Genomic DNA, 14,170 nt, shown 5'->3' with positions numbered 1-14,170 from the left:
ACGATTCAAGGAGCCTCAGCGATGACGACGTACGACCTGCCGACCACTTCGCCGGAGCCGACCGCGGAGCCGGGCGAGGTCTGGACGGTGGCGAGCGGCGACCTGCGCCTGTCCGCCAATCAGACCTGCTGGCCGGTGCAGCAGCAACTGGAGAAGGACTTGGGCGCAGCGGTGACCGCACTCGGGCGCACGGTGCGTCGCGGGCACCCCTATGACGCGGAGAAGCAGCACGGCTTCATCGACAGTCAGCGCGCCGGCATCGAGATCTTCAAGCAGATCCCGCCGGACGCACCGCTGATCGTCGCCGAAGGGGTCTGGCAGTACTCCCATCACGTGCTCGCCGGGCTGCGCTCGCACCGTGGGCCGATCCTGGTCGTGGCCAACTGGAGCGGTGAGTTCCCCGGACTGGTAGGCCTGCTCGGCCTCTCGGGGAGTCTCACCAAGGCTGGCGTCGAGCATTCCGTGCTGTGGAGCGAGGACTTCACCGACGAGTGGGCGCGCGACGGTCTGCGGACCTGGCTGGAGACCGGCAAGCTGACCCACGACACCAGCCACGTGCGCGACCTCGGTGCGCAGCCGGACAGCCCCGAGCGGGAGCTCGGCATCGCACTGGCCCGGCAGTTGCAGACCGACAAGGCCATCGCCGGCGTCTTCGACGAGGGCTGCATGGGCATGTACAACGCGATCTTCGACGACGAGCTGATCAACCCGCTCGGCATCTACAAGGAGCGGCTGTCGCAGAGTGCGCTGGTCGCCGAGATGCGACAGGTGACCGACGGCGAGGCCGAGGCCGTGCACCAGTGGCTGCTCGATCGCGGGATGACCTTCCACCTCGGTCAGGACGAGGCCACCGAGCTCACCAAGGCGCAACTGCTCAGCCAGTACAAGATGTATGTCGCGGCGCTCCGCATCGCCGACGACTTCGGCCTCGACGCCGTGGGCATCCAATATCAGCAAGGCCTCAAGGACACCGTGCCCGCGAGCGACCTTGCCGAAGGCCTGCTCAACAACGTCGAGCGGCCCCCGGCATACAGCAGGGACGGTGAGCGGGAGCTCTACGCCGGCAAGGCGCTCCCGCACTTCAACGAGGTGGACTGGGGCGTCGCCGTGGATGCGCTCGCGACCAACCGCGTCTGGACCGCGATGGGCCTCGACCCGGCGACGACGCTGCACGACGTGCGCTGGGGCCAGGAGTACGACGGGAGATTCGTCTGGGTGATGGAGATCTCCGGCTCGGTGCCGGCCGCGCACAACGGCGGCTACGACAGGTCCTACTCGATGCGTCAGCCCCCGATGTACTTCCCGCTCGGCGGCGGCACGCTGAGCGGAGTCTCCAAGCCGGGCGAGGTGGTGTGGTCCCGCGTTTTCATCATGGACGGCGTGCTGCACGCCGACCTCGGCCGCGCGAGCGCAATCGAGCTGCCGCAGGAAGAAACCCGGCGCCGGCTCGAGGCGACCACGCCCGCGTGGCCGATCATGCACGCTGTGCTGCACGGGGTGAGCCGGGACCAGTTCATGGCCCGTCACAAGGCGAACCACCTCAACGTCGCCTACGCGCCCGACGCGAAGACCGCCGACCGGGCGCTTGCCGCGAAGGCAGCGATGTTCGACGCGCTCGGCATCCAGGTGCATCTGGTGGGGGACGCCGGCTGACGCCATGGGGTGCTCACCCCATGATGAGTTCGGCTGCCGGGCCAACCGGAGCGGGACATGCGACGTCTCATGGGTGAACGTGCTGCAGGGGGCAGCACGGACGCTCAGGGGGAAGCATGTCTGGCAAGGGATTTCGCACAGGAGCAGTCGCGGCAGCGCTGGCTGCCGCACTCAGCACCGCGGCGTTCGTGACCGCTGCGGCCGACGCGGGGCACGGGCCGGTCACCGTGACTCGGTCGGTGCTCTCGGCGCCGGCGACGGGTGAGCCGACCTGGAGCACAACTGCGTCGCCGAAGCCATCGCCGCGGAAGTCGTCGACGCCTCCTCGCCGGCAGGAGACGTCGTCGTCCTCTGCCGGCGACGGAGCCATACGACTCACGTTCGACGACGGCCCGGACCCGCGGTGGACGCCGCAGATCTTGCAGATCCTCACCGAGAACCACGCAACCGCAACGTTTTTCAACATCGGCCAGAATGCGGCGGCCTATCCCGACCTGGTCCGTCAGATCCGCGCACAGGGCTCGCAGGTGGCCAATCACACCTGGGATCACCCGTCGCTGCCGTCGCTCGGCGACGCCGCGATCGCCCGTCAACTCGACCGCACTGACGCCGTCCAGGGGCGCACCCCCTGCGTCCGGCCGCCGTATGGCGCAACCAGCGCGCGGGTGCGGTCGCTGATCGCGGCGCGCGGACAACGCCAGGAGCTCTGGGACGTCGACACCCGTGACTGGGCCCGACCCGGTGCGGCGTCGATCGAGGCGCAGCTGCTGGCGGCGAAGCCGGGGTCGACGGTGCTGATGCACACCGGCGGCGGGGATCGGTCTCAGACGGTCACCGCTCTGCGCGACGCGCTGCCGAAGCTGCGCGCGAAAGGCATTGCGCTGCAGGGGATTCCGGGGTGCTGAGCGAAACCCTAGCGGGCAAGCTTGTCAGCCGCTGATTGGGCGAGCGCGTTGAACGCCGACGGCACGACGCTCCCGGAGGATGCGGCCATCACGACCAATACCTGGTCACCGGCGGGGCTTTCGGCATACCAACTGCCGGTCTGGACGCCGACGACCGTGCCGCCCTTGAATGCGGTGTTGCGCCAGGGTGCTGGGAAGCGGATGCCGGTGTCGGGCACCTGCCGGATCGTGTGCAGTGGTTCGAGTCCGCGCACCTGGGCGAGACGGTGCAGGGTGATGTGCGCCCGGGCGATGTCCTCGGGCGTCGCGAAGTAGCCGAGCCCGGACTGCCAGCGTGGCACCACACCCGGGCCGGTGGCCGCGGGCACCGGTGAACCGGGAGCGGTCGCCGGCTTCAACAACTCCGTGCGACGCGCGGTTGAAGCGCCGGGCCACGAGCGCCGCGCGGCCACCGCCGCCGGGTCCGACGACCACTCAAGCCACATGTCTTCCCGGATGGTGATCAGCGGCTTCAGTCGATCTGGGTGCGCATTTCCAGTGCTGGCAACGGCTTTGGCGAGTGCATCCTGGCCGAGAGTGCGGATCAGCAGGTCCGTCGCGGTGTTGTCGGAGACCTGCATCATCAGCCGCGCCGCCTCCTGCACGGTCACCCTTGATCCCGCCGGGCGCGCGATGAGACTGCCGCTGCCGGCGGCCGCGTCGGTGGCCTGCAGTGTCAGCTGCCCGGACCAGCGCAAGGTGCCGGAGCGGACCGCTTCGGCGACGGCGACCAGCACGAAGAGCTTGACCATCGAGGCGAGCGGTTGCGGGTTCGCCGGGCCGCTGCGATGAGCCAGTCGCAGGGTGGAGTCGCCCGAGAGGGTGCCGGCGAGCACCGACACCTGCGGCGCGACGGTCGGCGCACGATCCGCGACGCGGCGCCACGCAGCAGAAGGCGCGCCAGTCGGCGGCACGATCTGCACGGGGCCTGCGGCAGACGGGGTGGGGGAAGGGGAGCGCGACGGCTTCGGCGCGTCCGACGTGGACGGGGCTGCCGTCATACGGGAACTGCTGCAGCCGGCGAGGAGCAGCGCCGCGGCACCGAGAGTTGCCGTGCGGCGAGTCGGGTCGTGCGGAGCGCCGGTCACCGGTAGGTCACCAGGGAAAGGTCGTGTTCGAGGTGACCGTGCTCGTTGAAGGTCAACGCCGTCAGGCCGCGCCGGCTCGACAGCACCTTGCTGATCGAGGCATTGACCACCACGGTGTTGAGCTGCGCCCAGCGGGTCGCGTCACCGCCGAACAGCTGCGCGGCGAGCAGGCCGATCACGCCTCCGGAGGACACCACGACCGCGGTGCCATCGCCCGAGGCAGCCTCCAGCGCCGCAGTGCACCTGGCCTCGAACTGCGCGAACGTCTCCTGCGCCGTCGCCGTGCCGGCGGTCCAGGCGGCGACCGCCTCGAGGTAGGCCCGGTGGAACTCCTTGGGGTCCTCGAAGTCGTTGGCCCGCCCCTCGGCGGCAAGGAAGTCGTCCAGCACCGCGGTGTGGTCGAACTCGTCCCACCGCGGATCGACCTGCGCCGGAAGCTGCCAGCCGGCGGCATCGGCGAGCGCGGCCATCGTGTCGCGCTGGCGGCGGAGCCCTCCGCTGATGAGTCGGTCCGGCCGCACTCCGCGCGCGGCCAGCGCCGCGCCGGTGATCCGGGCCTGCTCGTGACCGCGGTCGGCGAGCACGTCGTAGTCGTCGGCGCCGAAGGACGCCTGGCCGTGTCGCACGAGGTAGATGACTCCCACGGGTGCGACGCTACCGGTCGCTCCGGGATGTTCGTCATACGAGATGAATGGCCGTATGTCGGACACCCGGCGAACCGGCTCAGGCACGGATGGGAGACTGCCGTGCGTGAAGGCGCTGTTGTTGGAAAGCATCCACCCGCTCGCCGAGTCGATCCTGCGCGACGCCGGCATCGAGGTCGACGTGCGCACCGGCGCACTCGACGAGTCCGAACTCATCGACGCCCTGCGCGGCGTCGATCTGGTCGGCATCCGGTCCAAGACCGAGATCACGCCGGCCGTGCTGGACAAGGCAGCCGATCTGAAGGCGATCGGCGCCTTCTGCATCGGCACCAACCAGATCTCGCTCGACGACGCGGCCGGCAAGGGTGTTGTGGCGTTCAACGCGCCGTTCTCCAACACCCGCAGCGTGGTCGAGCTCGCGATCGCCGAGATCATCATGATGGCGCGCCGGCTGACCGAGAAGGACAGCTCGCTGCACGACGGTGTCTGGGACAAGAACGCCAAGGGCTCGCACGAGATCCGCGGCCGCCGGCTCGGCATCGTCGGCTACGGCAATATCGGCTCGCAACTGTCGGTCGTCGCCGAGATGCTCGGCCTGCAGGTCTACTTCTACGACACCGATGACAAGCTCGCGATGGGCAACGCGCACCGTTGCGACAGCCTGGACGAGCTGCTCGAGGTCGCCGAGGTCGTGACCCTGCACGTCGACGGCCGCTCGGGCAACGCCGGATTCTTCGGCGCCGAACAGTTCGCCAAGATGCGTCCGCGCTCGCTCTTCCTCAACCTGTCGCGCGGCTTCGTGGTCGACTACGAGGCGTTGCGCGACAACCTGCAGTCCGGGCACATCGCCGGCGCCGCCGTCGACGTCTTCCCGAGCGAGCCGAAGAAGCGCGGCGACGCGTTCACCTCGCCGCTGCAAGGCATCCCGAACGTCATCCTCACCCCGCACATCGGCGGTTCGACCGAAGAGGCGCAGGAGGACATCGGCCGGTTCGTGGCGACCAAACTGCGCGACTACGTCGACCGCGGCACCACCACGCTGAGCGTCAACCTGCCGTCGCTCACCCTGGAGGCGCGGCCCGGCGGCCGGCGGATCAGCCACCTGCACCTCAACACCCCCGGTGTGCTGGCCAAGGTCAACAGCATCCTCGCCGCGCACGGAGTGAACATCGAGGGTCAGCTGCTCAACACCCGCGGCGAGAACGGTTACGTGGTGACCGATGTCGCCGAGCTGCCCGACGCCGCGGTCGAGGAGTTGCGAGCGATGCCGGAGACGATCCGGCTGCGGCTCATCGACTGAGCGAGTCCACCAGCCGGTCGGCGATCTCGCCGACCACCTCATGTGACGTTGCGAGGGTCAGTCTCAGGAATCCCGCTGTGCCACAAGCGGTTCCGTTAACGCCGAGCACCCCGGTGCGTTCGGCGACACTGGCCGGATCGATGCCCGCATCGCGCAGATCGAGCCAGTGGATGTATGTCGCAGCGGGCGGCGTGTAGCCGAGCTGTGGGGCGGCGGCCAGCTTCCGGGCGAAGCTGTCGCGGCCGCGTTGCAGGTAGTCGATGAGACCGTCCAGGTGCCGCACGCCGGCTGCGTCATACGCCGCGGTGGCGGCCACCGCGCCCAGGGGAGAGGTGCCGTGCCTGGTCACCATCGGCGACTTGTGCCACAGCTCGCGATGGCGGTCGCCGGTGAGGATCAGCTGTGCGCAGGCGAGGCCGGGCAGGTTCCAGCCCTTCGACGCCGACACCGCGGTGACCGTGTGCGCCGCCGTACGTTCGTCGAGCGACGCGTAGGGCACGTGCTGCGCTCCGGGATAGACCAGGGGAGAATGGATTTCGTCGGCGAACACGGTCGACCCGGTGCGGTCGACGACGTCCGCGATCTGGTTGAGCTCGCCGCGGGTCGCGACCTGGCCGGTGGGGTTGTGCGGGTTGATCAGCACGAGCAGACCGCCGCCGTCGAGCGCTTCGGCGAGGCGTTCCGGGTCCAGCACGTGCCGGCCGTCGACGCGCTCCATCGGGACCGTGCGCAACTCCCGTCCCAGTGCTCCCGGCAGCTGAAGGAAGGGCATGTATGCCGGTGTCGGCAATACGATCGGTGTCGCTGGGTCGACCAATTGCGTTGCGGTGTATTGGAATGCGGCCAGCACGTCGGGTAGCAGCTGCACCTGCGCCGGGTCGACCGACCAGCCGAAGCGGCTGTGCTGGAAGGCGGCAGCAGCTGCCGCCGTGGTCGCCGCGACCTGGTCGGGCAGGTATCCGGTCAGCCCTCCCTCGACGGCACCGGTGACGGCGTCCCGGATCCCCGGCGCGAGCGGCAGATCGGACTCGGCGATGAATGCGCCGAGCTGGTTACCGCTGGTGACCGACCACTTCACCGATCCGCGTTCGCGCAGTTGGTCGACCGTCACTGCCTGCATTGCCTGCTCGATGTCCACAGATCAGAGGCTAACCGGGACCAGTCGGTCGAGTCACCGGGTGGACTCGCGATCAACCGCAGTGCGCAACAGGGCGTGGCGGGGACCCGCCGCGGGCCGTCCACATCTCCTGGAAACGCCGCTCGCGCATCCACAGGCTGACGACTTGGTATGGCGGTGCTCGCGACCGGTGCAGGAGCGTTGCCGGCACCTTCCCATTCGAGTCAGGAGTCACCATGCAGGTCCGTCATCTCGTCGCCGGCATCGCCGCCGGTCTCACGCTCGCACTCGCTGGAGGAGCGGCGACGGCGGCGGCCGCGCCCGGACTCGTGCCGTCCGAGCAGGCACCTGCTGCGCTGTCCGCGGCTCAGCCCTCTCGCAACGCGCAGCACGACGCGGAGCGCCTGCTGGGCGACATGCGTCTCGGTCCGTTGCCGGCCGGCATAGGCGTGCCGTGGAGCACCGAATTCAGTTACGACGACGTGGATTTCACCGCCCGCTATTGGGAGACGACGACTCCCGAAGGCTCACGGGTCGATCTGGTTGCCGAGGTGATGCACGGTGCCGTCCTGACCGACGACCAGGCATTGCGTGCCTGGTTCGTCGCCTACCAGGACCGTCCGGCCGATGAAGCTGTCTACCGGTTGCAGCAGGTCGGTCAGTGGACCGCGTGGGTCGGGCACGACGAGGCGTTCTGGCTGACCGGTCCGGGCGAGGCCGTCGCTGTTCGGATCGACTCATCGCGCTTTGACCCGGACACGCTGGTCGCACTGGTCTCCGGCACGCGCCGGGTGAAGTCGAGCACGAAATTCTTCGGCATGAGCGTCAGGCGTTCGGAGATCTCCAACTCGTATGCCGGATCGGCGGCGAAGTCGTAGCGGTGACAGATGCGCGCCAGCACCAGGATCGCCTCGTGCAACGCGAACTGCCTTCCGATGCAAGCGCGTTCGCCGGTGCCGAACGGGAAGTAGGTGTGTGCGGGTCGCTTCTTGACGTTTTCCGGGAGGAAGCGGTCGGGGTCGAAGCGCTCGGGGTCGTCACCCCACACCTTCGGGTCGCGGTGCGCCGCGGTTGCCATGACGATGCACCAGTCGGTCGACCGCATCTGGTAACGATCGCCGATCGTTGTGTCGGAGCGGGGCCCGCGCGCAAAGCCCGGTGCGGTCGGCCAGAGGCGCAAGCCCTCGTCCAGCACCCGGCGCAGGTAACGGAACTTCGCGACCTGCTCGAAGGTGGGTGTCGCATCGGGATCGGCACCCAGGATCTCATCGGTCTCGGCAGCCGCTCGCGCACGGACATCCGGGTTGGTTGCGAGGTAGTACATCGCGAAAGACAAGGCACCAGAGGTGGTTTCGTGGCCGGCGACCAAGAACGTCAAGATCTGGTGCCGGATGTTCACCAGGTCGAGTTTCTCGCCGGTCTCCTGATGGGCAGCATGCAGCATCAGACCGAGCAAGTCGCGCTGCGACTCGTCGCCGGAGTCGATCCGCTGCTGAATGATCTCGTCGACGACCTGGTCCAGATAGGCCTGCTTCTCGGCGTATGCCTTGCTTCCGCGGCGCAGGAAGAGCTTCGATCCGGGCACCGGACCAAGCGTGCCGCGGCGTTGACCTCGGCGCAGCGCGGCCACCATGGCGTCGACGAACGGATCGACCTGCGGGCGGGTGAACGACCCGAAGTCCTTGCTGAACGACGTACGGCCGATCGTCTCCAGGGTCATCTTGGTCAAACTCGGGGAGACGTCGACTCCGGACGGCTGCGCGTCCCACGAGCCGATGAGCTCGTCGGCCACCGAGGTCATCGTGTCGTGGTAGCGCTGCATCGCCTGGCGGGTGAACGCCGGTCGGAGCAGGTCGTGGGCGAGCCGCCAGTTGGGTTCGTCGGAGTATGCGGTGAAGAGCCCATCGCCGGCAATCGAGCGAAGTGCCCGCACGCCGGGCGCCAGCTTCTTTTCGAATCTGCGCTCATCACACAGTTCCGCCGCGAGCTCGGCGTCGCGGACGAACACCAGCTTCTGGTCGAAGATCCGCACCTCGAAGATCGGGCCGAGATCGGCAGACACCTCCATTGCGTGCTGGACCGGTTTGCCGCGCGAGCCGCGCAGCATGGTCGGCAGGTCGCCCGCGAAGCGGACCCGCCGGGCCGGATGCGGGAAATCGACGTGTGGCCAATTGGCTGCTGCAGTAGGCATTTTCGAGGTGCTCCGCTCCTGAGGTGGCCGTTGAAAGGGCTGCCACGAGCACTGTACGTCAAATCACACAACAGATGTAGTGGAATGTGGGCCGGAAGTCCGCGCCCGGTGTCACGCGGGCAGATCGACGTAGGGGATGGCGTAACCTCCGACGACCTGGATCCGATGCTCGCTGGTGCCCGACCACTCGACCTCGAGCCCTTGCTCGCGGAAGGCGCCGGCAACCCGGCTGCCGATCGCGGTCGAGCCTTCACCGTGCTCGTTGAACACCCCGAACCCGACGAACAACCGCTGCTCGAAGATCATCCGCTCCACGTCGGCAACTGTGCTGAAGCAGTAGCCGTCGATCGATCGGCCCTGGCGCATCAACTCCTCGGCGGCGCGGATCACCCCGTCGAGCGAGTCGTGCACGCCATACCCTTCGCCGAAGCCGAACACGATGCCTTCGTCGGTGAGCCGCTCAAGCGCGGTGATGAGGCCGAGCGCGGTCGCGCTCGGCTCGAGGACCTGCTCGTTGTGTGCGTTGATCAGTCGGTCCACGACGTCGGGGGCGACGGAGTCGGTCAGGCCGGCGCGCCGCAGCTCGATGTCCTGGGCGATCTCCCAGCGCAGTCGCTCGACCAGGTCCGGCCGGGAGTCAGTGCCGATGCAGATCCGCGTCATCACCCGGCCGACGGCCGTGCTCTGGTCCGGGCGGAATGTGCCCGCGAAGTTGGCATCCATCTCATCGGGCCCACCTGTCACGGGTGCATGGTGTCAAACCTGACAGTTGGTGGACACCCGTCAGATCGGTGTGCCGCAAGGCTGCGACGGTCACGTAACCTTGCGAGCGATCCGACTCAGTCCATCCACTTCACACCCGGAGCACTTATCACCGTGGCCTTGTCCGACATCACTCGCGACGACGTCCTCGCCGCCGTGCAGGAATGCCAGGCGCGGGGCCGCGAGTCCTTCTTGCAGGCGTACGGTTTCCGGCCCGACGTCGAGCACGTGTTGCTGCACGAGGGCGCCGTGTACGACGCCCCGGCGCTTGCTGCCGCGGCGCACGGTTTCGCCCGACCGCAGGACGGTGCGCTGACCCCGACGTCGATGCCGGACGCCGATGAGGTCACGGCTCATCTCAGCGAGCTCGGGTTCGAGGTGAAACGCACGCAACTGAGCCCGAAGCCCGGTCCCGGCCGGCTGCGCGACCTGCGTCGTTGGCGGTCGACATATGACCTCATCAAGGTGGCCGCCTACCACGACGCAGCGGCCCAGCACCGATGGACGCAGGTCGACGCGCACCGTCCGGAGCGGGTCGCCGAGTTGCGGGCCCTGCTGTCCGAGTTGGCGGGGTCGCGCGACCTGCACGCCTTCGTCGAGGGCTTCTCGGTCTGGTCACGCCGCCCGGGCCCGTTCGCCGCACAGGCCGCGTCGATCCCGACCTGGCTCGGTCAGTTGCGCGATCTGGCGACCGGATACGAGCCAGACCTGGCCGACCTTTTGGCCGAGACGACCCAGACGCCGCAGAGCGACGAGGAGGCGGCCACCCGGATCCGGGCCCTGGAGGACCTCGTCGAGGGCGACCTCGACGACTCACGGGTGCCGACGATCCTGTCCATCTTCTGGTCGACCGACGAGGAGGCCGACTGGCCCATCCTGTGGCCGAGCGGTGCCGAACCGTTCCAGACGCTGGGCTGGATGGCGCGACACCTCAGCCATTCGGAGCGCTATCTGGCATTCGCGGACCTGTGCCGCAGCTTCGAGGCGGACGACCCGCGGCTGGCCGAGCGGCTCGTGGGCTACCTCGGCAGCAAGCAGGCCTTCGTCGGCCTCGGCTCGGCGCTGCCGGAGATTTGCGAAGAGGCCGCCGAGCTGATCGTCGGCCATACGCCGGTGTCGGGTTATCCCACCGCCGACGCCGAAGCGCGGGCCGCCGGGCTGGCGCTGCAACTGCGCGGGGTGGCGACCCTCGCCGTACGCTCGCTGCACCCTGCGCTGCAGCGCGCCACCGGACTTCGGCTGCACGAGACGAACCTGCAGACCAGGGTCGGGCAGAGCAAGGATGCGCCCTACCGCGTTGACGCCCATGCCACGTGGACGCTGCCCAGTGGCACGGGCGCGCCCGGCTTCCGGATGTGGATCACCCGATCCGGCGTCGCGGTCGGGCTGCACTCCGGCTGGGACGGCTCAGGATCGGTTGACCGGCAGACCGAGATCGGCCGCATGGTCGAGGGGCACCTGCCCGACGGCATGCACTTCTTCCAGCTGGAGCAGCCGGACAGCGCCGACCGCGTCGAGCCGGTCGGCCGGGAATATCCGGGTGGCGAGGTGTATGTCGGGCGCTGGTGGCCCCACCCGGAAGCCCTGGGCCGCGCCGACTTCGAGACCGAGATCGTCGACACCGTCCGGCGGCTGGCGCCGCTGGTCGAGGTCATGTCCGGCAAGGAACCGACACCGACCGGGCCGGTCGATCTCGACCTGCTCGCGCAGGTCGAACGGTTCGTCGCCGAACGTCCCTACCCCAACAGCCGTGACGCCTGGCACCAGGAGCAGCGGCGGGCGCTCGCCCAGGCGCTCGAACCGTCCGGGCTGGACGCCTTCGATCTCGCGGCGTTCCGGCGGTTGCTCGGCGGTCGTGCCTACGGTCACCCCGGCACGCACTCGGTCTTGCAGGCGAGCCTGGCCACGATGGACGCCGCGAGCCTGGACGGGTTCGCCCGCGCGCTGAAGGAACTGCTCTGGGGACCCGGCGACGACATCGCCCGCATCGAGCACATCCTCGGCGACGGCATGCCGGCTCCTGGGCTCGGTGAGGCCGTCGTGATGAAGCTGATGGCCATCGCCCATCCCGGGCGTTATCTGCCGATCTACCCCCTGGGCGGGGCGGACGGGAAGATCGCCGCCGCGCGGGCGATCGGAGTCGAGCTGCCGTCGGTGGACATGCCCAACCGGGCGCGGTTGCACGTGCTGATCAATGACCGCCTGCGGGCCCGCCTCGAGCCGTTGCTGCCCGGAGACCCTTGGGGGCAGGTGCAATTCGCACTCTGGATGCTGCGCAAGGGTGAGTCCGTCGCCGATCCGGAGCGCGACCTCATCGCCGAGGCTGCGGCCGAGCTGCTGGTCGACGAGGACTTCCTGCGAGAGGTCCACGGGCTGTTGGAGGACAAGAAGCAGGTCATCTTCTACGGGCCGCCCGGCACTGGGAAGACCTACCTGGCGCAGCGTCTCGCCGCCGCCTTGCAGCCCGATTCGAGCAAGCGACAGGTTGTGCAGTTCCACCCGTCGACGTCCTATGAGGACTTCTTCGAGGGCTTCCGGCCGCGGCTCGACGCCGAGGGGCAGATGGTCTACGAGCTGCGCAAAGGGCCGCTCGCGATACTCGCCGAGGCCGCCGAGGCCGATCCGACCACCCCGCACATCATGCTGATCGACGAGATCAACCGGGCCAACCTGCCCCGGGTTTTCGGCGAGCTGCTGTACCTGCTGGAGTATCGCTCGCAGTCGGTGATGACGTCCTACCGCCCGGACGAAGGATTCGAGCTGCCGCCGAACCTCTACTTCATCGGCACGATGAACACCGCCGACCGGTCGATCGCGCTGGTCGACGCGGCACTGCGCCGGCGCTTCCACTTCGTGCCGTTCATGCCGCACGAAGGCCCGATGGAGGGTCTCTTGCAGCGCTGGCTGGCCGCGCACGACGGCCCGGTCTGGGTGGCCGCGGTCGTCGATGCCGTCAACGACGAGTTGCGTCGGGCCTTGCGTGGGCCACACCTGCAGATCGGGCACAGTCATTTCATGGTCGAGGGCCTGACCGACGCCGCGCTCGCACGCATCTGGACCTACAGCGTCTACCCGTTCATCGAGGACCAGTTCTACGGCCGGGAGGACGTGCTGCGCACCTTCACCTGGCAAAGCGTGCTGGAGCGGCACGGACCCGACGCCCGGGCCGCCGCCGGCGAGGCGCCGCCGCCCGCCGCCACCTGACGGGACCGGTTGCTTGGCAATGGAGATCCGGCTCAAGGAGCACAGCGAGAGCGCGCCGGTGCGGCTGGACCGGGACGCGCGGACCGCCCTGCTCGCCATGGCGGCGGACAAGGTCACCATCCAGGCCACCGCCGACCCCGAATACGTGACGCTGCGCACCAGCTCATGGGTCGGCGCACTGTCGGTGCCCGGTTGCACGATCCGGGTCGAGCCGCAGGCGCCGATGGAGAACCTCTTCACGATGTTCTCCGCTGGGCTGCCCGGCGAGGCGTGGAGTGCCGACCAGGTCGGCTGGACCGCCGACACGGAGGTCGTCGACGGCGTCGCCGCCTTCCTCCTTCGGGCGATCGACACGGTGACCCGTCGCGGTCTGCTGCACGGCTACGTCAGCCTGGAGGAGGACAGTCACGTCATCCGCGGTCGGCTGCTGGTGGAGCAGCTGGCGACCCGGCCGTGGACGGTGTCCGCGCCGCCGTGCCGGTATGACGAATTCACTCCCGACATACCGGAGAACCGCCTGCTGCTGTGCGCCGTCCGGCAGATCCTCACCTGGCCCGACCTGCCGCCGCTGGTCCGCCGGGACGGGCTGCGGCTGGCGCACCGCTTCGAGGGAGTCGCCGTCACCGACCCTTGCGAGCATCACCGCGAGATCCCCGTCACCAGGCTCAACGAGCACTACGCCCCGGCGCTTGACCTTGCGCGAAAGGCGTTGGAAGGCATCACGATCCGGCATCTCGAGGGAGAGCAGTCCGCGCATGCCTTCCTGGTCGACATGGACGACGTCTTCCGGCGCTGGATCACCGTGGAGCTCGGCAACCGATTGTGGCCCGAGGTCAGCCTCGACGAACGGCCGCAGCACGCGCTGGACGTGCAGGAGCAGTGGCACTTCACTCCGGACCTGCTGTTGCGTCGCGGCCGGGAGACTGTGCTGGTCGGCGACGTGAGCTATCACCTCACGTCCCGCCGTGGCGCGCAGTCCGACTTCTACCCGCTGCTCGCCTATGCCTCGGCGCTCGGTCTGGAGGCGGGGCTGTTGATCTACGCGCAGGCAGACCAGCCACCCGCGCCCGAGGTGGTCGTGCGCAGCATCGGCACTCGGCTGCTGTGTGTCCCGCTGCGGCTCAACGTCCCCGCCGCGCGGTTGGCCGGCTCACTGGACGCGTTGGCCGAGTTGGTGCGCGTGGTGTCCTACCGGCGACCGGTGCCGCTGCGTCGCTGATCGGCACGGCGGACCTCGCGGGGCGCGACCACTCGTCATACTGGATCG

The 14,170-nt window shown here is 68.9% G+C and carries 10 protein-coding genes; 5 read left to right on the top strand and 5 right to left on the bottom strand.

What is annotated here, in order from left to right:
- Window positions 1-21 precede the first annotated feature (21 nt).
- Entirely contained in the window at window positions 22-1,653 is a 1,632-nt protein-coding gene (locus N2M23_RS07390) for a fucose isomerase (RefSeq protein ID WP_265444430.1), read from the top strand.
- A 116-nt stretch (window positions 1,654-1,769) separates the two neighbouring features.
- On the top strand, window positions 1,770-2,558 hold the full coding sequence (locus N2M23_RS07385; protein ID WP_265444428.1) for a polysaccharide deacetylase family protein: 789 nt from the start codon (window positions 1,770-1,772) through the stop codon (window positions 2,556-2,558).
- Between the two features lie 8 nt (window positions 2,559-2,566).
- Here N2M23_RS07385 and N2M23_RS07380 read toward each other — a convergent pair whose 3' ends face one another.
- Window positions 2,567-3,685: a serine hydrolase gene (locus N2M23_RS07380; RefSeq protein WP_265444426.1), complete on the bottom strand. Its 1,119-nt coding sequence runs from the start codon at window positions 3,683-3,685 to the stop codon at window positions 2,567-2,569.
- Window positions 3,682-4,329 (bottom strand): histidine phosphatase family protein, encoded by a 648-nt coding sequence (locus N2M23_RS07375; RefSeq protein WP_265444424.1) that lies wholly within the window; start codon window positions 4,327-4,329, stop codon window positions 3,682-3,684. The genes N2M23_RS07380 and N2M23_RS07375 overlap by 4 nt, the downstream gene beginning before the upstream one ends.
- A gap of 106 nt (window positions 4,330-4,435) precedes the next feature.
- Between N2M23_RS07375 and serA the strand changes: the two genes are divergently transcribed.
- Entirely contained in the window at window positions 4,436-5,629 is a 1,194-nt protein-coding gene (serA, locus tag N2M23_RS07370) for a phosphoglycerate dehydrogenase (protein ID WP_425270200.1), read from the top strand.
- Here serA and N2M23_RS07365 read toward each other — a convergent pair.
- From N2M23_RS07365 to N2M23_RS07355, 3 genes are all read right to left on the bottom strand, one after another.
- A complete protein-coding gene (locus N2M23_RS07365; RefSeq protein WP_265444422.1) occupies window positions 5,619-6,767 on the bottom strand; it encodes an aminotransferase class I/II-fold pyridoxal phosphate-dependent enzyme in 1,149 nt (382 codons plus the stop codon). The genes serA and N2M23_RS07365 overlap by 11 nt on opposite strands.
- Window positions 6,768-7,404: 637 nt before the next feature.
- On the bottom strand, window positions 7,405-8,937 hold the full coding sequence (locus N2M23_RS07360) for a cytochrome P450 (RefSeq protein WP_265444421.1): 1,533 nt from the start codon (window positions 8,935-8,937) through the stop codon (window positions 7,405-7,407).
- Between the two features lie 111 nt (window positions 8,938-9,048).
- Window positions 9,049-9,681 carry a DUF6891 domain-containing protein gene (locus tag N2M23_RS07355; RefSeq protein WP_265444420.1) on the bottom strand — a complete coding sequence of 211 codons (633 nt, stop codon included), beginning with the start codon at window positions 9,679-9,681 and terminating at the stop codon, window positions 9,049-9,051.
- 138 nt (window positions 9,682-9,819) lie between these two features.
- Here N2M23_RS07355 and N2M23_RS07350 point away from each other — a divergent pair, with 138 nt between their 5' ends.
- Window positions 9,820-12,903, top strand: coding sequence for an McrB family protein (locus N2M23_RS07350; RefSeq protein WP_265444419.1), 3,084 nt, complete (start codon window positions 9,820-9,822; stop codon window positions 12,901-12,903).
- Between the two features lie 19 nt (window positions 12,904-12,922).
- Window positions 12,923-14,122, top strand: coding sequence for an McrC family protein (locus N2M23_RS07345; protein WP_265444418.1), 1,200 nt, complete (start codon window positions 12,923-12,925; stop codon window positions 14,120-14,122).
- Window positions 14,123-14,170: the final 48 nt, after the last annotated feature.

Origin of the sequence: Flexivirga meconopsidis (assembly GCF_026162425.1) — a bacterium.
GTDB lineage: Bacteria > Actinomycetota > Actinomycetes > Actinomycetales > Dermatophilaceae > Flexivirga > Flexivirga meconopsidis.
The sequence above is the reverse complement of the archived record's forward strand: the minus strand, read 5'-3'. Positions and strand labels throughout refer to the sequence as shown.